Raw genomic sequence first — 22499 nt, 5'->3', positions numbered from 1 at the left:
GGGTCACTCCTTGGTCTGCTCGGTGGTCTTGTCGGTGCGGGGAAGCGTCAGCCGTGCGACACGCTCGCGCAGCATCGTGGTGGTGCCGTCGGTCAGGCTCGCCACCTGCGCGGCGGCGAGGTGGCGGGTGAAGCACCGCTCGGGGCGCAGCCCCTCTGCCCCCATCGCGTGAAGGAGGCCGGGCAGGTGATGCCGCGCGCAATCGATCGCCGCGATCTTGGCGCGGGCGGCCGAAAGCTGCGCATCCTCGCCCGCCTCGACCTGCATCACGGCCTGCGCAGTCAGCGCCTCGGCCCCGGCGAGATCGGTCTCGGCCTCGATAAGGGGCATGCGCCACGCTTGATGCGCGACGAGCGGCTTGCCGAAGCTGTGTCGCTCGTTGCCATAGGTTGTCGCCTCGGACAGCGCCGCGCGTGTCATGGCGTTGCACATCGCGGCGACGTAGGTGCGGGCGGCATTAAGCTCGACCATGATGGATTTGAACGCGCCCCCAGGCGGCAGGATCAACGCCTCGGGCGGCAGGACGACCCGGTCGAAGGTGAGCCCCCCGGTGCCCATGGAGGTCTGCGAAAAGGCACAGTCGATGGCGTGGCGAGCCACTCCGGGCTGCGTAAGGTCCACGACGAAGCCGCCGATGCTGCGCGCGCCTGCCATCTCGCCACAATGGGCGAAGACGATGGCCAGCGCGGCGCGGCGGGCGTTGATGATCCAGGTCTTTTCACCCGATAGCCGCCAGGCCCCGTCCTCGGGTTCGGCACGGGCCGTGATGGCGGCGAAATCCGAGCCAGCACCCGGCTCGGTCAGTGCCGTGCAGGCGGCGGTCTCGCCCGAGAGGAGCCCCGGCAGGTGCCGCGCGATGAGGTCGGGCGGGGCGGAGCGGCAGAGGCGCAGGCCGACATTGTGGGTATTCACCAGCGACATGGCGAAGCCGAAATCCTCCGCCGCTAGAAGCTCGCAGGCGCGCACCAGTGTAGCGAAGCGAAAGCCCGCGCCACCATGTTCCGGCGGGATCGACATGGACAGAAGGCCGATTTGTGCGGCCTCTGAGAACAGGCTCGGCGCAGGACTTTCGCCCATCGACCAGGTCGGTGCCCCGGCGCGCACCGGCCCTGCGGCAAAATCCGCCACCTGATCGAGGAAGGCCGTCTCGTCTGCCTGCCCGATCACGCCCGCCGCCTCCGCAGCCAGTCAGCGACGCTCGTCGCCACCCCGACGATACCGCGCGGCATGAAGATCGTCGCCAGCACCAGAACGAGTCCGTAGATGATCAGGCGAAAACTGTCGGCAAAGCGCAGGTACTCGGGCAGGAACACAACGAAGAATGCCCCGATCACCGGCCCCGCGATGGTGCCCGATCCGCCAATGATCACGGCGAGAATGGCGTCGAGCGATTGCGCCACGCCGAAAATCTCTGGATTGATGAAGCTCTGGTAATGCGCATAGATCGCGCCCGCGAGCCCCGCGAACATCGCCGAGGTGACAAAGGCGAAGAGCTTGTATTTCCACGCCGAGATGCCGATCGCCCCGACGAGGTCCTCGTTCTGGCGGATGGCCACGAGGATCTGGCCGATGCGCGAGCGCACGATGAGCGCGGCAAGCCCGGTCATCAGCGCGGCGACGATCAGAACGAAATAGTAATAGGTCTCGCGGTCGCGCCAGTTGAGCCAGCCGTCCGGGCTGCCAGGCTTGGGGATCCCTGTGATGCCAGCCTCGCCTTCGGTCAACTCGGTGAAGTTCATCAGGACGATGAAGATCACGAGGTTGAAGGCCAGCGTGACGATGGCGAAGTAGTGCCCCTTGACCCGCAGGCTGGGATACCCGACGCCGACCGCGAAGGCGGCGGTGACAAGCGGGGCCAGAAGGATCGTGAGCCACACAGGCAGGTCGTAATGGATGCCCATGAGCGCGGTGGAATAGGCCCCGATGCCAATAAACCCGGCCTGCACGATAGAGACATAGCCGGTATAGCCCTGGATCAGGTTTTGCCCCTGAGCCGCGATCACCCAGATCAGGGCGAGGATCGACAGGTGCAGGTAGTACTTGACCTCGATGAACTGCGGCAGGAGGGCAAAGCCGACAAGGCCTGCGAGCCAGAGCGCGTGTGTGGGACGGAGTGTCATCATGCCTTCCCCATCAGGCCCTGCGGGCGCACCAGAAGCACCGTGATCATCACCACGAAGGCGATCACGTCCTTGTAGGCCGACGAGAGGAACCCGGCGGCCAGCGCCTCGGTGATACCGAGGACCAGCCCGCCGATCACGGCCCCCGGGATCGAGCCGAGCCCGCCGAGAATGAGGACCGCGAAGCCCTTTATGACCAGACCCTCGCCGATGCCCGGCGCGATGGCGAACAGCGCGCCCACCATGATGCCCGCGCAGACCCCGAGCATGGTGGAGATCGCGAATACCACGAGTGGGATCGTGTTGACGTTGACACCCATCAGGATCGCGGCGTCGCGGTTCTCCGCAACGGCGCGGATCGCCTGACCGGTCTTGGTCTTTTCGACGAAGAGCGTCATCGCGGCGATCAACAGGGCCGCGGCAAGGATCACGTAGAGCCGCAACTCGGGGATGGTGACGCCCCCCAACTCGAACACGCGGTTGAAATCGGTGGGGATCACCACCTGTTCATGACCGAAGAATTCGAGATTGAGCCCCTCCACCATCATCGTCAGTCCCAGGGCCACGATGAAGGCGTTGATATGGCTTGCGCCACGCACCGGGCGATAGGCCAGCAATTCGATCAGCAAGCCGAGGACGAAACCCGTGGCGAGCGCGATCACGATGGCCGCCGCCAGCGGAAGCCCCTGCGCCGAGACGAGGAAGAACGTGAGATAGCCACCAAACATCGACACCGAGCCGTGCGCGAAATGCGCGATGCCGAGGATGCCGAACACGGTGGTCAGGCCCAGCGCGATGAGCACGTAGACTCCGCCGATGGCCATGCCGTTGATGATTTGCTGAAGGATCTCGATCATGTCGGTCGCCTGTTGTTGGCGACGCGGGGCAATCCTCCCCGCGCCGCCGGGGAGGATCAGTCGATCGTGCTAAGGAAGGCGGAATAGGCCGCCGCATCCGAGGGCAGATCCTGCACGAAGACCCAGTTGCCGTCCTGCCACTGGAAGGCGCCATTCGAGGTATAGGCTTGGCCGTTCTCGTCGAACATCTTGCCGTCCACAGGCAGGTACTGCATGACCACTTCGTCAGGGACCGGCAACTCGCGCAGCGCCGCGGCCACGGCCTCGGTATCCTCGACCGTGCCCGCCGCCTCGATGGCATCCTTGAGCGCGTAGGTCTGGTCATAGGCGTAAGGCGAGCTTGGCGAAGGCGCGATGCCGAATTTCTCGGAATAGTTGGCATGATACGCGGTGCCGTTCTCGGTCGCCGACAACAGTGTCAGCTCGGTCGGACGCAGGTCCCATACACCTTCCATCTGCTCCGAGGTGGCAACGCGCAGGAACTGCTCCTCAGACCCCGAGGTGAAGCCGTAGCGCGGCACGTCGATGCCGAGCTCGACCGCCTGGCGGTAAATGAAGGCTGCGGGCTCGACATAGCCCACCACGAGGATGGCGTCGGGGTCCTGTTCCCGTATCTTGGTGAGCTGCGGGGTCATGTCCCGATCCTTGAGGCCAAAGGCCTCGCGCGTGATGATCTCGCCACCCGCGGCGTTCAATTCCTTCTCGAAGGCGTCCACGTAGCTGGCGTAAAAGCCCACATCGAGCGCGCCGAGAACCGCCACGCGCTTGTGCCCCTTGTTGGCCACGAAAGTGCCCGCCGCAGCGCCGGTGTAATCCGCCGGAGGGCGCGTACGCACGAGATTGGGAATCTCGCGGGTGGTGATCGAGCGTTCGGCAGCGTTGCCCACGAGCATCACAGCATCCTCGTACTCGATGAAGGAGGCCACCGCACCCGTGGCGCCCGAGCAACAGAAGCCGAGGATGAATTTCACGCCATCACGGTCGAGAAGCTTGCGCACGGCATTGGAGGCCTCGGTCGGGTTGGCCTTGTCGTCATAAGCGATGACGTTGAGCGTGTACGTGTCGTCGCCCACCTCGATTCCGCCAGCGGCGTTGATCTCCTCTGCGGCCATCTGAACCGCGTTGGCCTGCGGCAGGCCATAGACCGCCGCGCCGCCTGTGAGCGCGTCGCTCACCCCAATATCGAGGGTCTTTTCCGCCGCGAGGGCGGTTGTTCCAGCCAGCGCGAGCGCCGTGGTCATGGTCAAAAGTTTCATGGTCTCTCCTCCCTATGGTCGTTACGTGCCGGTCAGTGGCCGAGATAGGCCTTGGCCACCTCCGGATGTGATTGCAGTTCCTCGCCTGTGCCGCTCAACACGATCTCGCCGGCCTCGAAGAGGTAGGCACGGTCCGCCAGCCGCAGCGCCATGGCAGAATTCTGCTCCACCAGCAGGATGGTCTTGCCCATCCGCTTGATCCGGGCGATCGTTTCGCCGACCTCCGCCACGATCTTGGGCGCAAGGCCCAGCGACGGCTCGTCAAAGATCAGAAGATCGGGCCGCGCCATGAGCGCGCGGGCAATGGCAAGCATCTCCTGCTCGCCGCCCGAGAGTGTGCCGGCGGCCTGATGCGCGCGCTCGCGCAGGATGGGGAACATGTCCATCATCTCTTCGAGATCGGCGGCCTGCTCGGAGTCGCGGCGGGCATAGGCACCCATCCGCAGGTTCTGCACCGTGCTCATTTGCGGGAAGACCTGCCGTCCCTCGGGACACATTGTGATGCCTGCGCGCACGACTGCGTGCCCTGGTTGATTGGTTATGTCGCGGCCCTTGAGCGTGATCCGGCCCGCCTTGGCCGGAACAAGCCCGCAAATCGCCTTGAGCGTCGAAGACTTGCCTGCGCCGTTGGCACCGATCAGCGCCACGCATTCGCCCTCGTTCACCTCGAGACTGATTCCGTGGATCACCTCGATGGGGCCATAGCTCACCCGCAGATCATCAACCGCCAGCATCACGCCGCCTCACCAAGATAGGCGTCGATCACGGCCTTGTCGTTGCGGATCTCCTCAGGCGTCCCCTCGGCGATCATGGAACCGAAATTGAGCACGACGATACGGTCGCAGACCTCCATGATGAGGGCCATATGATGCTCGATCACAAGCACCGAGATGCCCTTGTCCCGGATTGCCACGATAAGATCGATCAACGTACGGCGCTCGTGGCTGACCAACCCAGCTGCAGGCTCGTCGAGCAGGATCACCTTGGGCTCTGACGCAAGCGCGGTAGCAATCATGAGAAAGCGTTGCTGCGCGGCGGTGATGGTGCCCACGGGCGCGTCGGCCACGGCATCGAGCGCGGTGATTTCCAGGATGTCCGTAACGCGCGCGGCGACGGCCTCGTCCTCACCCGGATGCCGACCGATACCGAAGACGGACGACAGCGGATGTGATTGCAGCGTTGCGTTGCAGCCGAGTGTGACCTGCTCGCGCACGGTGAACTCGGGAAAGATGCTGGCGGTTTGGAAGGTCCGGGCAAGCCCCATTGCCACCCGCTCGTATTCCGGCAGGCCCTGGATATGCCCACCCGCCAGGAGGATCTCGCCCGAAGTCACTGGATATATCCCCGCGAGCGCATTGACCGTGGTCGATTTGCCCGAGCCATTGGGGCCGATCAGGCCGAGGATTTCCCCCTGCCGCACCTCGAAGCTGAGATCGTTGACGGCGCGCACGCCGCCGAAAAACTTGCACAGCCTGTCCACCTTCAGAACGGCGGTTGTCATGCGATCCTCCCTTGCCACCTCCCCGCGGCCTGTCGAAGCTACCCACGAAACGCGGGTCGGAAAAAATACAAAGATTCACTCTCGCGTTCCAAAAATTCGATTGCTATCATTTCAGGCAATCGGCGAAAAGGACAGCGCCCGTGCCGCAGATAATCAGAAATATAAAATCTATACAGGTATTTAGCATGGTTTGCGAAACGCTGAACGTGACCCGCGCGGCGCAGATCCTGAATACGAGCCAGAGCTCTGTCAGCTATCATATTAAAAAATTGGAAACCGAACTTGGTACGCCGCTGTTTCGGCGGACAGCCACAGGACTGCACCTGACAGAGGCGGGCGACACGCTCGCACGGCACGTGGCGCGGGGGTTGGGGGCAATCGGCAGCGGGCTGGAACAGGTGGCCAACCGCGCTGGGACGGTGCGAGTGGCACTGCTGCCGATGTTCGCAAGTCGCTGGTTGTCGTCTCGGCTGGGCCTGCTGCTTGAAAACTGCCCCGAGATGCAGCTCGCGATCCAGAACCACAACAACAGCTATGCCCATATGGCCAGCCCCGAGGCCTTTGCCGATCTGGGCGTACAATGGGGGCGCGGCAACTGGCCGGATTTCGAGGTGACGCGCCTGTGGCCAGAGAAGCTCGTGGTGGTATGCAGCCCGGATTACCTCGCAGCACACCCGATCCGTACCCCCGCTGACCTCGCGCATTGCGTGCTGCTGCATGTCGATGACACACGGATGTGGGAGGAATGGTTTGGTGCCAACGGCCTGCACCTGCCAGCATCGCAATCGCAGATGATGTTGGAGGACCGACATTTTCAGCTAAGTTCCACGATTAACGGATTGGGCGTATCGCTCTTTGCTTCGTGGCTTGTGCAAGGCGAGCTTTCGCGCGGGGACCTGGTAGATCCGTTCGGCCAAGTCTTCGATACGGGTTTCGCCTATCACCTGATCGTGCCGCGAGAAACCGAGCTATCGCCTGCCGCGCGGCAATTCCACGACTGGATGACCCGGGTGAGCGGCAATCAGCAGATCGCCCAAGCCCAGCGGAGCGCGAGTTCGAGCTCTTCTAGCTGAAACCGATGACTATGCGCTGGTGCAGCTGCACGGGTCCATTGAGTGTGCGGGCATGCCCCCTCACTGAGGCCGACACTCGCCCGCAGAGTGCGCTTGGCGGGTTTTCCGCCCTTACCGCCGCAGCAACTGCATTGCGCGCGCCGGTGGCGCGCACACGGAGCCTTGCCCGGTCCATGTCGACGAATCCAACGCGAGCGACTTTGCACGCTGCAATATGCTGGCCCTCCAAGGATGCGCCGGACTACACGCCGCATGTCCGAAGACCCCGCCAAGGCCACAGCCCACCCACCTAGGACATCTTGCAACCGAGACTGGAGGCATTGGCAGATTGCTCGTGCGGCTGCAAAACCCCGGCTCACGAATGGCTGAGAATGACGTGCTTCCTCTCAGCTCGTCGTGTGCTGCCAAAAGCTGTCGCGCAGATTGCGTTTGTAGAGCTTGCCGGTAGCCGAGCGCGGGAGGTGATCGTGGACTGCCCCCATGGAGTAGTCCGGTTTGCGGGAATCAGATCATTTCCCGGTTCGCAAACCTGCGCGTTTCGCCAAACGCGCCGTCACGCTGATGATGGAGCTCGATAGCGGCAGGATGATGAAAATGCGGACAACGTGAAACGCTGTAACCACCGCCAGTCCGTCCTCAAGAATCTTTGCGGTCAGCGCCATTTCGGTCACGCTTCCCGGTGCCGTAGACAGTAGCATGACCTGCCAAGTCTCGCCGGTTATCCATGTCAGGCCGAGCCCCATACCAACGCAGAGCGTAACGAGCAGCAAGGATGCCGAGAATGAGCCCGGGATAAACCCACGGGCACGGCGAAACAGTTCGCGGTCGAATACCGCGCCGAGCCAGACCCCCAGGAATACCTGCGCAAGAACAAGCACCGGATAAGGGTAAGCGGTGATTGGAAAGCTGAACGCGGCAGCCAGCGCAGCCCCGCCCAGAGAACCCACGAAAAAAGGATTGGCGAGCCGGACTAACCGGGCGGCCAGTGCGCCCGCAACGCCGGCGATAGCCAGCAGCGTTGCGCCCAACGGGGTCCAGTCCATGCGGCTGAGCGCCGCGACAGGATCCTTGACGGACCCGTCCAAAGCGACGATGGCAGGCGGGATCAGGATTACCAGAAGTACAATTCTCAGCGTCTGGGCAAAGACGATCGGGCCGGGGAGTACCTTGTGCCGGACCGCGAGGGCGGCGCTCTCGACCGGGCCTATCGGAATGGAGGACAGAACGGCCGTGATGACGTCCGTACGGGTGATGCGCATCAGGAAGGCCGCCACGACGAAGCCGATAACGATCGTTAGGATCGCCGAGCCAATCATCGGGATCAGTAACGCGCCCATGGCGCCGACCGCGTCCGGGGTAAAGGATAGACCCACGGAGGTAGCCACGAGAACCTGGCCAATCTGGCGAGTCTGACCCGGCACCTGCAGGGGTCGGTCGGCTATGCGCACGGTCGCGGCGAACACCATCGCCCCGATCATCCAGGGAAGCGGAAATCGCATCCAGTGCGCGATTATCCCGAACACAAGTGCTCCAGAATAAATCGCGGCGAGATGAAGGACATGCCTTCGCGATAAGGGTAGTTTCATCGTTGTCGAACCTTGGCTGGCTATCCTGCGAAGTGACCCAGGGCGCGGTAAGTAATCCTTACGTCACCGCAGCGAACGGAGGTCCCTCGTCGATCAGCGCCCGGTCCGAAGTGACATTCGGTCCAGGGCGCAAAGTTCATTCACGTTCGGAGACAACGCGGTGCTCTTCGCCTGTCGCCACGATTGTTCGCGATGCGTCGACGGAAGCGTATGTCCAGAAAATCCGGAGCGGCGTGTCGGTCGATGGGTTGAGAAACCTGTGAGGAATACCCGCTTCGATCCAGACCACGTCCGAAGTGTCGACGTCGAAATCATTCCCGCCAATTTCGGCGATCGCGCGGCCCGAGACGATCAGCACGCTTTCTTCGCAATTATGGTAGTGGAGCGGGATGGCACCATTGGGCGGAATCGTCGTAAAGCCGTTAATGAGCCCGCGCGCGCCGGTTTCGGGCATGATCATCTGGACTGACCAGGCGCCCCCTCCTCTTTCATGGCGCGGCCTCTCGGCGTGTCTTCTAACAGCGCTATTGCCCATCCTTGTTATCCTTTCTCATGTAAAAACGGCGGACGGTCTTCTCCTCGATCCAAGGCGCGGTGATCGCCGAGAAATGAAGGTAGTGCGGCATTTTCTTGTGCGCATCGAAGGCGGCCGCGTCGGCGTAAATCTCATAGAGAAAAACCTCGTTTCGTTCTGGGGCACAGGACACCTCGAACCTGAAGCATCCATGCTCCCGCTCGAGCGACAGCCGCGCATTCTCGCGCACCTCCTGAACAAATCGATCATATTCCGTTGATTTGAGACGAAACAGGACGGTGACGACAAGCATACTCTTCACTCCCGATAAAGGTCTCGAGCGGTCATCCTCGAATAGACACGATGCTTCATCGATCCAGCATCAGCCCAGACACGCAGAAGCCGCCGTCAACACGTATCGTTTCCCCGGTGACGTAGCCCGCTTTCTCGCTGCACAGAAGCGCAACAATCTCCGAGACATTCTCAGGGGTGCCGTAGCGTTTCATCGGAATAGCCTTCTCCCACGCGCTTCGACGCTGCGCGCTGTGCCCTGAGCGTGATCTTTCAGTTTCTATCGCGCCAGGTGCGACCGCGTTGACCGTGATTCCGTCGCGCGCCAGTTCAACCGCCATGGTGCGGGTCAGTGCCTCCAGCCCCGCCTTGGAGGCCGCATAGGCGCTGCGTCCCGTGGTGCCCATGTGCGCAGCGTGCGACGAGATGTTTATGATCCGTCCGAACCGCTCTCGCTTCATAAGTTGCGCTGCCCGCTGAGACCAGAAAAACGGCGCGGTAAGGTTCGTGTCGAGCAGACTGCGCCAAGCCTCGATCCCTGTATCGCCGACGGGTGTGTCTGCGATCAGCGCAGCATTATTGACGAGGATGTCGAGTCTGCCCAGGCGCGCGTCCATCGCATCGAAGAGCGCGTCCGTGCGCAGCTCGTCCCTGACATCCGTCTCGAAAAGCGTGACGGAACAGAGGTCACCGCAGATTGCCCCGGTCTCGCGCAGGGCTTCACCATCGACATCCACGAGAATAAGCTCGACATCCGGATTGGCGATCCTTTGGGCCATGGCGCGCCCGAGGCCGTTACCGGCACCGGTGATGATAGCCGATCTCCTTGCCTCACCCATCAGACTGCTGTCAGTGGCCGAGACCTCGTCTCGAGCCGATCCAACCCCGCGACACCGGCTTCCCTGTCGAGTTTCTCGACGACATCGGCGGTCAGCGGAATTCCCGCCGCCTCGCGGTGCCGCGTTGAGCGTGATTCGCGTTCGCCAGGGATTAGAATCTCATCGAATCCGTCTGCCAAAGGCTGTTGCTTAACCCGAAGCACAAGCTCATCCATCCGCTTCTTGAATTCATTCATCGGCATGAAGAGGTCCGGACGGAAACAAAAGAACAGGTGTCCGACATTCTGGGGTCGGTCGAAATCCATATGAGGATTCCCGACCCTTCCGCCGAATTCCGCTCCTGACAGGACACCGCCAAAAATATCCATCAACATCGACAATGCTGCGCCTTTGACGCCACCGAAAGGTAGCATCGTGCCGCCATCGATCAGTGCCTTTGGATCTGTGGTTGGGCGCCCCTCCAAGTCGAGGGCCAGTCCCGCCGGGATCGGGGTGCCCGACTGTGCGGCGATATAGACATTGCCCCGGGCCAGGACGCTCATCGCCATGTCGAGCACATATGGAGGAGCGTCGCCTGAGGGAACCGCCACCGCGAGTGGGCTTGTTCCGAAAAACGGTCGGCGCCCGCCCCACGGGGGGAAGGCCGGCGACGAATTAGTGAAGGCCATCGCGATCATGTCGCGTTCAAGTGCTTGGAGCACGTAGTAGGCTGCCATTCCGTAATGGCTGGAATTCTTCACCGAAACGAGCGCGGTGCCGCTTTGCTCGGCAATCGCGATCGCTTCCTGCATGGCGCGGGTCCCTACCACGGCCCCCATGCCGTTGCCGCCGTCCACCTGTGCGGCGGCGAAGGCCGTTTTCCTAACGCTTATCTCGGGATTCGCCACTGACAAACCTGCGCGGACGCGTTCCAGGTAGGTCGGGGCTCGAAAAACACCGTGCGTGTCGTTCCCGCGAAGGTTCGCACAGACCAGATTGTTCGCCACGATCGACGCATTCGAGCCCGAAAGCCCAGCATGTTCAAACAGGGCGGACACGAATTCAAGCAGCGCCTTCGCCGAGATATACCGCAGTGACGGATCATACCGTTTCATGGCGTCGCCGCTCAAACCGTTATTCCTTCCTTCAAGGTTTGCCATATCTCGCGCCTCAGCTCGAGAAATTCCGGAGATGTCTTCATCTCCTCTCTCCGCGGCCGTTCGAACGGTACGTCCTGTATCATCTGGATGCGTCCGGGCCTAGGCGACATCACGACGATCCGGTCGGCAAGATAGATCGCCTCCTCGATCGAGTGCGTCACGAATATCACCGTCTTGCGCTCGCGTTCCCAGATGCTGAGCAACTCGTCCTGAAGCAGGTCACGTGTCTGCACGTCCAGCGCCCCGTAAGGTTCGTCCATCAAAAGGATGCTGGGGTTGATCGCCAGAGCACGCGCGATGCCAACGCGCTGCTGCATGCCGCCCGACAACTCGTGCGGATAGGCGGTCTCGAACGAAGACAGATCAACGAGATTGATACACTCCCGCGCAATTTCGTAGCGCTCTGTCTTGTTCATTCCGGTGACCTCAAGACCGAAAGCCACGTTGTCGAGTGTAGTCCGCCACGGTAAGAGTTCGAAACCTTGAAAGACCATGCCACGGCCGTCGCCGGTCCTGCCGGTCACGTCCTTGTCGTCCAGGATGATCTGCCCGCTATCGGCGTCCTCGATGCCGTCTACAATCCGCAGTAACGTGGATTTGCCGCAACCTGACGGTCCGAGGAGCACAAGAAACTCGAGATCCGGCACATCGAGGCTGAATGCTTCCAGCACCGGCAGGACGTCTCCGTCCCGCCGGTATGCCTTGGATACGTCTCGAATCGACAGTTTCGTCTTCGTCACGAGTCAAGTTCTTTCAGTGCGGTTTCGACGAAACTCGTGTCGACCGCGGTGTCGAGGTTGAGCGCTCCCTGCAGCGCGTCGGCCTTTTCGTAGACCGGGATCAGGCGCTCGAAATATTCCCTTCTGAAGCCGCCGTCGTTCGGCCATGCCTTGATCTCACTCGACAACTGCGACCATGCCCATTCGAGGTCTTCGTCCTTGGCCTCCTGCGCCCCCTTAACGGTTGCGTACTTGCGGTAGCCGTCAGCGTAGTAGCCGAGGTCCGCATTCGCGCGGCGGAACGAGGTGATCGTCGCCTTTTGAAGATCAACGAGGATGCGCTGGTTCTCGTCGTTATCGAGCCACGAACCGTTGACGAGCCATGCTTCCGACAGCCACGGATCGAAGATCTTTCCGGGCTCGACCATGACCTCGAAATTGCCTTCTTGGGCAATCTTGACCGCCTGGTCGAAATGCACCGGGACCGCCGCGACCCGCCCGGCGAGCAGAGCGCGCATCCGGGAGCCGGACCCACCGACCTCGACGAGGGTCGTATCCTGCTCGATGTCGATCCCGTTCTGATCGAACACACCGCTCAGCATGATGTAGATGAAGTCACCCCGCGAATTGATCGCGATCGTGGCTTCCGGCTTCTTGAAGTCCTCGAAGGACTGGATGATGTCGCGGTTCACCACGAGGACCTGGCTCGTGTTGTTGTAGACAAGCCCGGTCAGTCGGATGTCGGCGCCCGCTTCGGAAGCGGTAAGTGCCGACACAACATCCCCTTCGCCGACTTCGGAAGAACCGGCGATGATGCCTTGCGTCACGGCCTGCATCGATTCGAGCCGCACCATGTCCGAGGCGCTGTAGCCAAGCTCCTCCATCCCCTCGTTGAGGGCGACGATCGCGGGGACGTGAATCCCCAGCGTGAAGCCCAGGATATTGGCCTGCAGGGCGCGCCCTTGTTGCGCCGCCAGGGGCCCCGCCCCGTGCATCAGCAAACCGCTCCCCCCGGCTGCGCCCATCAGTTGCAGAGCGCGACGTCTTGTCAGTTCGGTCATTTCCTTCTCCCTCAGTTGCCTTGGTTCAACTACTTCGCTGCTCGTACCAGGGCGCGAGCAGCCTTCCCGCCTGGAACAGCGTCCAGTTGGCGAGCAGACTTACGATCATCAGGGTCAGCAAAAGGCTCAGCAGGGCAGCCGTATCGACATCCAGCCCGGTGCGATTGATCAATCCACCATAGCCGACGATGACGAACATCTCCGCCATTACCATCGCACGGATCGCGTGAACCAGCCCGATGCGGGCACCGGTGATTAGGTAGGGATAGATGGATGGCAGGATGATCTTCCAGAATATCTGGACCCCGCTTGCTGAAAACGAGCGCGCGGTCGCGATCAGGCTCGGGCTGACGCCCTTTGCACCATTGTATGTCGTCAGGATGATGTACCAGACCGCCGCCAGGAACACGACACTGCTGCGCAATGCCAAACCGGTTCCCAGAAGCAGGATGAGAACCGGGATCAATGCGGCCGTCGAAGTCACGACGAACATGCTCACCCAGGGTCGGAACATGGCGTCCGACACTCTCGAGCGGCCCATGGCAACGCCAACGGGCATACCTATGAGACAGGCCAGAACGAAGCCGATCATCATCTGGCGCAGGGAGGTGAAAAGCTCCGCGAGCATCGTGCCTTCGATCAGCAGGCCGACATATGTCCGCGCGACCGAGGACGGCGGGGCCAGAAGAGCGTTGCCGAGGATCTGCCCCGCGATCTCCCAGATCACGATGAAGATCGCGAAGCCTACGAGCGGGAGGAACAAGCGGCGCAAGCGCGTCATGACGATCTCCGCGGCTGCCAGCGCAGGAGGTGATTTTCGAGCCAATGGATGACGGTTTGCGCCAGCAGCCCTACGATGCAGATGGTCACGACCACTGCCATCGCCGACGCGGTATCAAAGGCCTGCGCTGATCGCTTCATTACCATGCCGAGATTTACGGCTGCAAAGAACAGCTCTGCCGTGATCATTCCATTGATCGCGCGAGCTGATCCCACACGCAGACTTGCAATTAGAAATGGAGAGATCGCGGGAAATACCACGAGCCTGAGTATCTGAGTTCTGCTGGCCCCGAACGAGCGCCCTACATCGACGAGCTTGTGGCTAACATCGCGTGCGCCCGCCACGATCACCACAAGAATATCGAAAACACACATCATGAAGATCAGGGCTACACGGCCTTCGAAGAAGAGGCCAAACCAGATGATCAGAAACGGCACGAATGCGACCGGAGGGATAGCATAGATCGCACTGATGAGCGGATCGAACATCCTATACAGCAATTGCGATCTTCCAAGCACGATGCCGAGCGGGATTGCGACCAGAAGCGCCAGTCCGAACCCGACCGCAAACGCCATGAGCGAATTCGCGAGGCTGGGCAGCAGATTTGACAGGAAGTCGAGGTCAAAGAACCTTGCCAGCACGTCGCTCGGCGGTGGCAGGACCATTTCGTGAAACCGCGACGCTGTCAGCTCCCACGCCGTCAGGCCGATTAGGACGGAAAAGAGCCCGAGTACCTTGTTCCCAGACAGGAATTCAGTCACCCCGAAAGAACGTTGCCGTATCTTGATTGGCCCAGTGCGTGCATTTTCCATGTGTTCAGACCGGTATATCAACGTCGAGAAGAGGCGCATGCTGCTGGGCGCCGTAGACGTCGGTGTCACCGATGTCTCCGGCGGACACTAACCTCGGAAGTGTCGCCTTGAAGGCCAGTCCGGCGTCATATGCGGTGAATTGCACTGCGTTGGGACTCACGGAATACAGCTCGGCAAAGAGCTCAGCGCTGAGAACCCCCGCGGCCTTCACCCTCCGGTAGAGGTCCGGATCATCAAAAACCACGTCAAGAGTGAGTTCGAAAGGGCCCGCGTTTTTGCTTTTGCAGACCTTCGCGAGATCGCGGATCAATGCCATGCTCTCATCCCACCATTTCGTATTCGACAGGGAAAATCTCGCAGGGGTCATCGAGACTCAGCGTGTGGTGCATCGAAAACCGATAGACGGCACCGCCCTCCTGGTCGGAGGGCGAGAAAGGGAACGCCATGTTGCCTTCGCGGCACAGGCGGCCCTCGAAATCAGTATGAAGCATCTGCGTGCGCGCCAAGGCCAGGACAGCGTTCGCAACGCTTTGCTCGCTCGCGACCACATCCACGAGGAAACCGAGCTCGTGCCCGACCGAATTCCGTTTGGGCTCCCGTGCGCCCATGACCCCGTTCGCGCCGTAGACCCTGATCGAGAGCACGTAATCCCTCGGTGAAATTCCGAGATCGGCGGATTTGTCCGCAGTGTTCTGGCGTACCGTTTCGAGAAATGTGTCGATGATCCCGATGAGACCGGGATCCCGGGTACCGCAAACCGTAAATGCGCGGTAACCGACCTGTTCAGCCGCCTCCAGCTTGACGGTGTAGTCTCGCGGCGTCCAGGTCATTCCACGTACCACAACGGCACGATCCGAGATCGCGTCGAAAGTGCAGGCGGAGGTATCCAGCAGCCCTCCCGGCTCCAGGTGAAGGATGGGACTAGCGTTCTCGTGAAGGCTGTGGTTCGCGATCGAAAGAGGCGTGCAGCGGCGGGCAGGGTTGGTAGGCTCGCACTCGACGCCATCTTCCCGAACCGTCACGAGGATGCAGTCGTGCCCCTTCGGAACCGCCGGCGTCGCTCCGCACTCCAGCATCTTCCCAGCATACCAGCTTGGGGCTGGAGGAAACCCGGCATTGATTGCACAGGCGGCCCAAGGTGCCGGATCGCTCGCCCGCCCCGCGAGGACCACCTGCGCCCCGTCATCGAGCGCCTTCATGATCGGCTCGGGCCCCATCATTCCAACAATCCGGGCCGCCCTTGTCACCACGTCTTCCGAAAGATCTGGCACACCGCCCAGCGCGGAAATCCTCCCACTGCCGACGTGCCGCAGAATGCTCTCGGACGGCTGCTCGGACTGGATGATCGCCAGTTTGAAGGCGAGCCCGTCCTCTTCGGCGATCTCGCGGGCTATCCCAGCGACAAGCTCGAGGTGCGGTGCCCCGCCCGCACCGCCACACGTGCCAATGACGAGTTTCGCCCCGGCTGAAATGGCGGCATTGAGCATCAGACGCAGGTCGCGCCGAATTGCGTCAGGAGAACAAAACGGCTTGCCTGACCCCAAGTAATGCGGACCTGGATCAACCGACCCGCCATCGACCCCAATGACATGAGGCTTGCGCGCGAGTCCCGCATCGAGAGAGGCTTTGGGGAATCCGTAGCCTAGGATGCCACTGGTCGAAAGCATTCGGAATTCGTTCAAGTGTTTCTCCTCCCCTCGTCGGCAAAACCGATTCTCTGACTTAGCACTTGCCACAAGCACGTCTTCCGCGCAATAATTTGACTATACATGTCAAGCTAAAGGTGTAAACAACCACATGTCAATCCCGACCAGAAAGAAGACGGCGAAGGCCGGAGAGCACATGACTGGCCGCAAGGAAGATGCCACCGCAGAAAATTCGCCGCTGTACTCAAGGATCAAGGCTGAAATTAAGGGAAAAATCGCTTCCGGCCAGTACAAACCCGGTGATCGGCTGCCATCGGAAAGCGAGCTGTGCCGCCGCTTCAACACGACCCGGTCCACGGTCCGTCATGCCCTCTCGGAGCTCGTCTTCGAGGGCGCCATCATCCGCGAGATCGGTCGGGGAAGCTTTGTTGCTAAGTCCCGTCTAGACAAGTTTCCGATCGACACTCGCGAGTGCCTGTCATTCGAAGAGCAGGTGGCGATGGAGGGTAAGAGCGTCACCTATCGCAACCCGTCACTCAAACTCGTCGCCGCTCCTGCGGAAGTCGCGCGGGACCTTGGAGTCGAGGACGGGACGGACGTGTTTTTCCTCGATCGTCTGCGGGTGATCGATGGGCGTCCGGTCTGCCTAGAGCTGAGATACATCCACCCGGACATTGGCCGCCATATCACCGGCGACATGATGCTCTCCCTGTCAGCGCACAAGTTCGTCAGTCAAATCGTGGAACAACAGATTCCCACGATCCGGGTTCTCGTTTCGGCGATCATCGCAACCGAGGAATTCGCGGTGCAGTTATCGACAGCGGTTGGTAGCGCTCTGATCGTTCGTGACAACTGGCACATCAATGATGCGGGCCGCATCCTTATGTGCGGAAAGTCACTGTTTCCCGGTGACATTCGAACCGAGTATTTCCTGGGTAAGAGCTCAGGTCTGGCGAAGACGGTCATTCCGATTGAAGAGGCAAAGAAAAGGGAGGGGTAAACTTGTTCTACAAAGCGCCCGAAATTGTGGAAACGGAAGTATTCGCGTGTCTTCCCGATGAACTCAGGATTACGGACCGGGATTCGGGGTGGCGGTTCGGTAAAGGTTCATCAAGGCTACATTCTTTCCTCGAAGGACCATCCTTCGACATCCATGGAAACCTCTATGTCGTGGATATTCCCTACGGCAGAATATTGAAGGTCTCGCCGAAGGGCACATGGTCGGTCGCAGTGGAGTATGATGGTTGGCCGAACGGCCTGAAAATCCACAAGGACGGCCGCATCTTTATCGCCGACCACAGGCTCGGGATCATGCATTTCGATCCCGAAACCGGGTCGATCCGGCCCGTCATCCAGAAAATTCGCCGCGAGGGGCTTAAAGGGGTCAACGACCTAGTTTTCGCATGTAATGGCGATCTCTACTTCACGGACCAGGGCCAAACGGGGCTGCAGGACCCCAGCGGACGGGTGTATCGCTTGCGAAATGATGGCCAGATCGATCTTCTGATCGACAATGTGCCAAGCCCGAACGGTCTTGTGCTGACGCCGGACGAAAGCGCACTCTTTGTTGCGGTCACACGGGCCAACCAGGTCTGGAGACTGCCCTTGCACGCGGACGGTACGACCTCGAAAGTCGCCGCGTTCGTCAACCTATCCGGTGGCCTTGCGGGGCCGGACGGGCTTGCCATGAATACCGAGGGTGGCCTAGCGATCGCGCATTGTGGTCTTGGGGTCGTCTGGATCTTGGATCGTCTCGGCGAGCCTGTATACAGGGTACAGTCCTGCAAAGGACTTTCGACGACCAACATCGCATACGGCGGAGACCGAAACCGGGATCTTTACATTACGGAATCCGAGACAGGTTGCATATTGCGTGCGCGACTGGCGACGTCTGGCCAGCCGATGTATTCTCATCACGTGGATGTCTAAAGACATCGCCTAGGAGACACAGGTGTCCTGCACATCGACACATGACGCATGTCCGGGCAGTCCGCTAGGTGTTCAGTCCCGGCATTTGGTGGATCGGATCGAGGATGAAACGATCCGGCTCTGAGGTCCAGACCTTGCAGATGTATTCGTATGGCGTCAGGCCACCGAGGGTCTTGAGACGCCGGGCAAAATTGTAGGCTGCCATGAAGTCTGTGAGGTGTGTGCGCAGTTGATCGTGACTGTCGTAGTGGAAACGCTTGACGTTCAGCGGGAAAACGATCCCCCGGATCGTTTTCTGCTCCGCCTCACCTTCCTTGATCGTCCGATTCATCCGCTCGACCTGGCCGTTGGTCCACGGGTGGTTGGGTTTGGTTAACCGGTGTTCGATCCTGTTCGCCTCGCAGATCATGTCGAAGCGCATCGGCCGTGAATAGGCTGTATTCCTGTTGCGCGGTTGCTCGGCGAACTGGATGCCGTTGTCGGTCAGGATCGTGTGGACCTGGTAGGGCACGGCCTCGAGCATGTGCTGCAAGAACTCCCATGCGGTGCGCCTGTCGGCCTTCTCGACGAATTGGGTCACTGCGAACTTGCTTGTGCGGTCAATGCCGACGAAGAGATAGAGCTTGCCCTCGGCGGTCTGCACCTCGGCGATGTCGATGTGGAAAAAGCCGATCGGGTAGCGCTTGAACTTCTGCCGTTTCGGCTTGTCACCGGCCACGTCCGGCAGGCGTGATATGCCATGGCGCTGCAGACAGCGATGCAGAGAAGACCGCGTCAAGTTCGGGATTGAGGGCTGGAGGGCATAAAGACAGTTATCCAGCGGCAGCAGCGTGTGCCGCCGGAAGGCAACGATCATGGCCTCCTCTTGCTCACTGAGAACGGTAGAGCGCGGAGTTCTCGGGCCGGTCTTCTGATCCTCAACCGTCTGGCGCTTGCGCCATTTCGCAACCGTCTTGGGGTTGATCCCCAAATCCCGGCTCAACTCCGAGAGCGAAGCCTGCGATCGCTGTATTGCAGCTCTGACGGCGTGCGTGGTCGTGGCGCTGCCATGACGAACTTGTCCCATAGTGCTTCCTTCCATTCCTGCGAAAGGATCACACCATCAAACCGTGGGATTGAACACCTAGGCGTTCAGTGGATGCATTCGAAATCGTTCTGTCCCGGCCCGATAAACAAACCGCTCTGATTTCTCTGTATGGCCCGAGAGCGGCAACGATCGTGACATGCCGAGGTCAACTACCACCGCTTCCGTCGCCGCGGCGGTCGGTCAATTGAACTCGCTTGATGAGCATTCGGGCAGTGCCGCAAACGAGGGCACCATTGGCATGACAGTAATGCACCTGCAGCATCTTTCTGCTATGGATCAACCGGGCTCACGGGCCAAACGCGTTTTCGAGGAGCAATGCGATGACAACCATGCTTGCCACCGTTTGGGCGCTCCTCTTGGGGATCGTGTTCATCATGCTTGGAAACGGCATGCATTTCACCCTGATGGGCCTGCGCGGCGGCATCGAGGGGTTCTCCGCTGCCGAGCTGTCGATCGTGACCTCGGGCTACTTCCTGGGTTTTTTGTCGGGCGCGCGGTTCACCCCTGTGCTGATCCAACGCGTGGGACATGTGCGGGTCTTCGCTGCGCTCGGCAGCTTCATGTCCGCGGCCCTCATTGCTTTCACGCTCTGGGCAGAGCCGTGGTCCTGGACCGTGCTGCGCATCATCATCGGGTTTTGCATGTCGGGCATCTACGTCGTGGCAGAAAGCTGGCTCAACAATGCAACGACCAACGAGAACCGCGGCAAGATGCTCTCCGTCTACATGATCGCCCAGACGCTGGGCATCATCGGGGCCCAGGGCCTGCTCACACTCGGTGACGCGGCCAACGCGGCGCTTTTCATCGGGGCCTCGATCCTGGTTTCGATCTCTTTTGCGCCAATCCTGCTCTCGGTTCAGCCCGCGCCCCCTGTGCAGCTGGCCAAGCCCGGCGGTCTCAAGGATCTCTTCACCGCCTCGCCGCTGGGCACGATCGGCATCTTCCTGCTGGGCAGCATCTATGCGAGCCAGTCAGGCATGGGGGCGGTTTTCGGCACGGAGATCGGCCTGAGTGCAAACCAGATCGCGCTCTTCGTGGCGATGCTCTTCGGCGGAGCCTTGCTGCTGCAGGTGCCCATTGGCTGGCTGTCTGATCGGCTCGATCGGCGCAAGGTCATATGCGGCGCAGCGCTTCTCGGCGCGGTGTCCTGCGGGCTGGGCTGGCTGGCGCAGAGCCCGCCCGCCTGGCTCTTTCCCGATCCGCTGGTGCCGCTGATGGGGGCGGCCTTCTTCGCCGGCGGCACGACCACACCGCTCTACGCGCTGCTGCTGGCTTATACCAACGACAACGTGCCCGCGGAGGACATGCCGGCGATCTCGGGCGGTCTCGTCTTTACCTTCGGGCTCGGGGCCATCGTCGGCCCGCTCGGCATGGGCTTTGCGATGGATGCGCTCGGCCCGTTCGCGTTCTGGATCGTGCTTGGCGGCACGTTCGCAACGATCACGCTCTATGCATTTTATCGCATGAGCCAGAGAGAAGCGCTCCCGGCATCGGAGACCGACGCCTATGTGAACCTCGTGCCCACGGCATCCGTCGTGGCGGTTGAGGACGCAGCTGCCTGGGCCGCGGAACAGGCAGAGGCGGAGAAGTCAGACGATACCTCGGTGGGTGCTTGCTAAGACCTGCTCGGGCAGCCCGGGTTTGGGGCGGGTATGGTCCGCGCGGCTGTTCATGCTGATCTATCCCGCGCACCAAAGACCGCGCGTCGATCTGTTTCGTCCGCGGCATAGAGTTGATGCGCCGGCTGAAAGCAGTGTCATCACTTCGGGGCCTTGTGGGTGAAGTGGCCACTGAGCACCACCATAGAGCACGAGAATCGCCCGCTGAGCACGTGCGGCGCGATTTTGGGTCATCGTCCCCAGAGCACGTCAGCGCGCGTCTGCGGGGCGCTCACGCCGACCCGCTTCCTCACGCCGCCCCGACCAAGCGGGCAGCCCCTGCCGCCATACGCTGGCCCTCCAAGGATGCGCGCGGTGCCCTGCCGTATGCTCGGGGCCCCCACCATAGCCACCACCCATCCACTTAGGACATCCTGCAACCGGGGATGGCGTGGCGCGATCCTCTCCCCATGACGCCATCATGAATTAGCAAACATAACGACCGGGCGGGTCAGATCTCGGTGACAATGCTGGGTCAGTTCTCAGTGACATCCAACACTGCTGGCATGAGGCAGACTCTGTCCGGAATCCGCCGACCGGCCGACAAGGCGGCCTTGAAACCGGGAAATCGGGAGCAAATGGCCAGTTGGCACTCCGCAAAACCATCAAGCAGTTATCTCGGCTCAGAGATCACCCCCTCGTCCTGGTCCGCTACGCGGCGTGATACCCAGAGGACATGCAGAAGAAGGCGGTGAGTCGTGAACCAGGGCGTGCACGTAAGATTTCGCTGTGATCAGCCATCCAGTCGTTTGGCGATGTCTCCCGCGGTTTCACGGCAGTAAGTATTCGAAAGAATGCGCAGATCCCCGTGACCACTGATCTTCGCAAGCGTCAGTACATCCACCTTCCTGGAAAGCCTGGTCAACGTGTACCTGTTCCATCCAACCCAAGAGATGGGGCCGCCGTGCGTGGCCGGCAGCAGGCCCTCTGGGCAACTCCCAAGCGATGGAGCGATGCATGTCAGGATCCGAGCTATTCTTTGCGACTGGTGATCGAGCCATGATCAGCCTTCGGCATTTGAGGTGGATGCGCGTCGGTCTCCGTTTCGCCTGCGGCGAGCGCGGCAGTCTCGGGCGTCGAGGATCGCGCGAGCGGCTTTGACTGGAAGGCGACCTTGTCCACAGCAGCCACGGCAGGCGCGATCCGAAGCCTGACAAGGGCAAACAGGAGAAGGAGCATGTGTGCCATTCCGGTCACGGCGAAGAGCGAGGAGGCCCCGAAGGCCATCATCGCAAAGCCGGCAACCGTCGGGCCGACGATGGATCCAATGCCGAAGACGAGTAGGAGACCCCCGCTGACCTGAATGAACGACCCTGGCTCTGCGTGGTCGCTCGCATGAGCGACGATTACCGGATACATGGCAAAGACCGTCGCACCAAAGAATGCCGACAGGACCAGCACGGCCAGCGCTTGAGTGAGGCCAGTGAACAAGAACAGTGCATCGGCCAGCATGGCAAGAACCGTAACCGCAACCAGCACCTTTCTGCGATCCAGCCGGTCAGAGACAATCCCGACAGGAATTTGACTCGCTGCTCCCGCCAGAATCGGGATGCTGGCGAAAAGCGCAATCTCGCCAAGCGACAAACCGATCCGTGCGCCATAGACCGCGGCCAACGTGGCGAAGGCCGCG

23 protein-coding genes are annotated in these 22499 nt (G+C 61.1%); 4 read left to right on the top strand and 19 right to left on the bottom strand.

Annotation, left to right across the window (positions count from 1 at the left end):
- Positions 1-3: 3 nt before the first annotated feature.
- From AC13D8_RS14915 to AC13D8_RS14890, 6 genes are read right to left on the bottom strand one after another with little or no spacing between them, the layout of a single operon-like run.
- Positions 4-1167 carry an acyl-CoA dehydrogenase family protein gene (locus tag AC13D8_RS14915; RefSeq protein ID WP_482969479.1) on the bottom strand — a complete coding sequence of 388 codons (1164 nt, stop codon included), beginning with the start codon at positions 1165-1167 and terminating at the stop codon, positions 4-6.
- A complete protein-coding gene (locus AC13D8_RS14910; RefSeq protein ID WP_482969478.1) occupies positions 1164-2120 on the bottom strand; it encodes a branched-chain amino acid ABC transporter permease in 957 nt (318 codons plus the stop codon). Before AC13D8_RS14910 ends, AC13D8_RS14915 begins: the two co-directional genes overlap by 4 nt.
- Entirely contained in the window at positions 2120-2977 is an 858-nt protein-coding gene (locus AC13D8_RS14905) for a branched-chain amino acid ABC transporter permease (protein ID WP_273249441.1), read from the bottom strand. The genes AC13D8_RS14910 and AC13D8_RS14905 overlap by 1 nt, the downstream gene beginning before the upstream one ends.
- A gap of 56 nt (positions 2978-3033) precedes the next feature.
- Positions 3034-4233 (bottom strand): ABC transporter substrate-binding protein, encoded by a 1200-nt coding sequence (locus AC13D8_RS14900; protein WP_482969477.1) that lies wholly within the window; start codon positions 4231-4233, stop codon positions 3034-3036.
- A 32-nt stretch (positions 4234-4265) separates the two neighbouring features.
- The gene (locus AC13D8_RS14895; RefSeq protein WP_273249490.1) at positions 4266-4967 is read right to left on the bottom strand and encodes an ABC transporter ATP-binding protein; all 702 of its coding nucleotides are present in this window, start codon (positions 4965-4967) and stop codon (positions 4266-4268) included.
- Positions 4967-5734, bottom strand: coding sequence for an ABC transporter ATP-binding protein (locus tag AC13D8_RS14890; protein WP_482969476.1), 768 nt, complete (start codon positions 5732-5734; stop codon positions 4967-4969). The genes AC13D8_RS14895 and AC13D8_RS14890 overlap by 1 nt, the downstream gene beginning before the upstream one ends.
- Positions 5735-5919: 185 nt before the next feature.
- Here AC13D8_RS14890 and AC13D8_RS14885 point away from each other — a divergent pair, with 185 nt between their 5' ends.
- Entirely contained in the window at positions 5920-6807 is an 888-nt protein-coding gene (locus tag AC13D8_RS14885) for a LysR substrate-binding domain-containing protein (RefSeq protein WP_482969475.1), read from the top strand.
- 509 nt (positions 6808-7316) lie between these two features.
- On the opposite strand, the gene AC13D8_RS14880 is transcribed toward AC13D8_RS14885, so the two are convergent.
- The 11 genes from AC13D8_RS14880 to AC13D8_RS14830 all read right to left on the bottom strand — a co-directional run bounded on the left by AC13D8_RS14880 (position 7317) and on the right by AC13D8_RS14830 (position 16036).
- Positions 7317-8393, bottom strand: a complete 1077-nt coding sequence (locus tag AC13D8_RS14880) for an AbrB family transcriptional regulator (protein WP_482969474.1) — start codon at positions 8391-8393, stop codon at positions 7317-7319.
- A 136-nt stretch (positions 8394-8529) separates the two neighbouring features.
- On the bottom strand, positions 8530-8853 hold the full coding sequence (locus AC13D8_RS14875) for a cupin domain-containing protein (protein ID WP_482969473.1): 324 nt from the start codon (positions 8851-8853) through the stop codon (positions 8530-8532).
- A gap of 64 nt (positions 8854-8917) precedes the next feature.
- Entirely contained in the window at positions 8918-9220 is a 303-nt protein-coding gene (locus AC13D8_RS14870) for a putative quinol monooxygenase (RefSeq protein ID WP_482969472.1), read from the bottom strand.
- 55 nt (positions 9221-9275) lie between these two features.
- Entirely contained in the window at positions 9276-10037 is a 762-nt protein-coding gene (locus AC13D8_RS14865) for an SDR family NAD(P)-dependent oxidoreductase (protein WP_482969471.1), read from the bottom strand.
- Positions 10037-11131 (bottom strand): Ldh family oxidoreductase, encoded by a 1095-nt coding sequence (locus AC13D8_RS14860; protein ID WP_482969470.1) that lies wholly within the window; start codon positions 11129-11131, stop codon positions 10037-10039. The genes AC13D8_RS14865 and AC13D8_RS14860 overlap by 1 nt, the downstream gene beginning before the upstream one ends.
- Positions 11132-11142: 11 nt before the next feature.
- A complete protein-coding gene (locus AC13D8_RS14855) occupies positions 11143-11916 on the bottom strand; it encodes an ABC transporter ATP-binding protein (RefSeq protein ID WP_482969469.1) in 774 nt (257 codons plus the stop codon).
- Positions 11913-12956, bottom strand: a complete 1044-nt coding sequence (locus AC13D8_RS14850) for an ABC transporter substrate-binding protein (protein WP_482969468.1) — start codon at positions 12954-12956, stop codon at positions 11913-11915. Before AC13D8_RS14850 ends, AC13D8_RS14855 begins: the two co-directional genes overlap by 4 nt.
- Before the next feature lie 25 nt (positions 12957-12981).
- On the bottom strand, positions 12982-13737 hold the full coding sequence (locus AC13D8_RS14845) for an ABC transporter permease (protein WP_482969467.1): 756 nt from the start codon (positions 13735-13737) through the stop codon (positions 12982-12984).
- Positions 13734-14549, bottom strand: a complete 816-nt coding sequence (locus AC13D8_RS14840; RefSeq protein WP_482969466.1) for an ABC transporter permease — start codon at positions 14547-14549, stop codon at positions 13734-13736. The genes AC13D8_RS14845 and AC13D8_RS14840 overlap by 4 nt, the downstream gene beginning before the upstream one ends.
- 4 nt (positions 14550-14553) lie before the next feature.
- A complete protein-coding gene (locus AC13D8_RS14835) occupies positions 14554-14865 on the bottom strand; it encodes a DUF4387 domain-containing protein (protein ID WP_482969465.1) in 312 nt (103 codons plus the stop codon).
- 4 nt (positions 14866-14869) lie between these two features.
- A complete protein-coding gene (locus tag AC13D8_RS14830) occupies positions 14870-16036 on the bottom strand; it encodes an acyclic terpene utilization AtuA family protein (protein ID WP_482969464.1) in 1167 nt (388 codons plus the stop codon).
- A 310-nt stretch (positions 16037-16346) separates the two neighbouring features.
- On the opposite strand from AC13D8_RS14830, the gene AC13D8_RS14825 reads away from it, so the two are divergent.
- Positions 16347-17195 carry a GntR family transcriptional regulator gene (locus AC13D8_RS14825; RefSeq protein ID WP_482969463.1) on the top strand — a complete coding sequence of 283 codons (849 nt, stop codon included), beginning with the start codon at positions 16347-16349 and terminating at the stop codon, positions 17193-17195.
- Positions 17196-17197: 2 nt separating this feature from the next.
- The gene (locus AC13D8_RS14820; RefSeq protein ID WP_482969462.1) at positions 17198-18124 is read left to right on the top strand and encodes an SMP-30/gluconolactonase/LRE family protein; all 927 of its coding nucleotides are present in this window, start codon (positions 17198-17200) and stop codon (positions 18122-18124) included.
- A gap of 64 nt (positions 18125-18188) precedes the next feature.
- On the opposite strand, the gene AC13D8_RS14815 is transcribed toward AC13D8_RS14820, so the two are convergent.
- Positions 18189-19190 carry an IS481 family transposase gene (locus tag AC13D8_RS14815; RefSeq protein WP_482969461.1) on the bottom strand — a complete coding sequence of 334 codons (1002 nt, stop codon included), beginning with the start codon at positions 19188-19190 and terminating at the stop codon, positions 18189-18191.
- Between the two features lie 341 nt (positions 19191-19531).
- On the opposite strand from AC13D8_RS14815, the gene AC13D8_RS14810 reads away from it, so the two are divergent.
- The gene (locus AC13D8_RS14810; RefSeq protein ID WP_482969460.1) at positions 19532-20830 is read left to right on the top strand and encodes an MFS transporter; all 1299 of its coding nucleotides are present in this window, start codon (positions 19532-19534) and stop codon (positions 20828-20830) included.
- A gap of 1011 nt (positions 20831-21841) precedes the next feature.
- On the opposite strand, the gene AC13D8_RS14805 is transcribed toward AC13D8_RS14810, so the two are convergent.
- Positions 21842-22499: MFS transporter (locus AC13D8_RS14805; RefSeq protein WP_482969459.1), on the bottom strand; the 658-nt coding region annotated here is incomplete at its 5' end.

The sequence above is a fragment of the Roseovarius sp. B-10 genome, from assembly GCF_056859295.1.
This window is presented reverse-complemented; position numbering and strand designations above follow the sequence as displayed.

Excerpts from the sequence above, each read along its gene's own strand:
- AC13D8_RS14910 (WP_482969478.1), bottom strand. The coding sequence starts at position 2,120 with ATGACACTCCGTCCCACACACGCGCTCTGGCTCGCAGGCCTTGTCGGC.
- AC13D8_RS14905 (WP_273249441.1), bottom strand. The coding sequence starts at position 2,977 with ATGATCGAGATCCTTCAGCAAATCATCAACGGCATGGCCATCGGCGGA.
- AC13D8_RS14900 (WP_482969477.1), bottom strand. The coding sequence starts at position 4,233 with ATGAAACTTTTGACCATGACCACGGCGCTCGCGCTGGCTGGAACAACC.
- AC13D8_RS14895 (WP_273249490.1), bottom strand. The coding sequence starts at position 4,967 with ATGCTGGCGGTTGATGATCTGCGGGTGAGCTATGGCCCCATCGAGGTG.
- AC13D8_RS14890 (WP_482969476.1), bottom strand. The coding sequence starts at position 5,734 with ATGACAACCGCCGTTCTGAAGGTGGACAGGCTGTGCAAGTTTTTCGGC.
- AC13D8_RS14885 (WP_482969475.1), top strand. The coding sequence starts at position 5,920 with ATGGTTTGCGAAACGCTGAACGTGACCCGCGCGGCGCAGATCCTGAAT.
- AC13D8_RS14880 (WP_482969474.1), bottom strand. The coding sequence starts at position 8,393 with ATGAAACTACCCTTATCGCGAAGGCATGTCCTTCATCTCGCCGCGATT.
- AC13D8_RS14875 (WP_482969473.1), bottom strand. The coding sequence starts at position 8,853 with ATGATCATGCCCGAAACCGGCGCGCGCGGGCTCATTAACGGCTTTACG.
- AC13D8_RS14870 (WP_482969472.1), bottom strand. The coding sequence starts at position 9,220 with ATGCTTGTCGTCACCGTCCTGTTTCGTCTCAAATCAACGGAATATGAT.
- AC13D8_RS14865 (WP_482969471.1), bottom strand. The coding sequence starts at position 10,037 with ATGGGTGAGGCAAGGAGATCGGCTATCATCACCGGTGCCGGTAACGGC.
- AC13D8_RS14860 (WP_482969470.1), bottom strand. The coding sequence starts at position 11,131 with ATGAAACGGTATGATCCGTCACTGCGGTATATCTCGGCGAAGGCGCTG.
- AC13D8_RS14850 (WP_482969468.1), bottom strand. The coding sequence starts at position 12,956 with ATGACCGAACTGACAAGACGTCGCGCTCTGCAACTGATGGGCGCAGCC.
- AC13D8_RS14845 (WP_482969467.1), bottom strand. The coding sequence starts at position 13,737 with ATGACGCGCTTGCGCCGCTTGTTCCTCCCGCTCGTAGGCTTCGCGATC.
- AC13D8_RS14840 (WP_482969466.1), bottom strand. The coding sequence starts at position 14,549 with ATGGAAAATGCACGCACTGGGCCAATCAAGATACGGCAACGTTCTTTC.
- AC13D8_RS14835 (WP_482969465.1), bottom strand. The coding sequence starts at position 14,865 with ATGGCATTGATCCGCGATCTCGCGAAGGTCTGCAAAAGCAAAAACGCG.
- AC13D8_RS14830 (WP_482969464.1), bottom strand. The coding sequence starts at position 16,036 with ATGCTCAATGCCGCCATTTCAGCCGGGGCGAAACTCGTCATTGGCACG.
- AC13D8_RS14825 (WP_482969463.1), top strand. The coding sequence starts at position 16,347 with ATGTCAATCCCGACCAGAAAGAAGACGGCGAAGGCCGGAGAGCACATG.
- AC13D8_RS14815 (WP_482969461.1), bottom strand. The coding sequence starts at position 19,190 with ATGGGACAAGTTCGTCATGGCAGCGCCACGACCACGCACGCCGTCAGA.
- AC13D8_RS14810 (WP_482969460.1), top strand. The coding sequence starts at position 19,532 with ATGACAACCATGCTTGCCACCGTTTGGGCGCTCCTCTTGGGGATCGTG.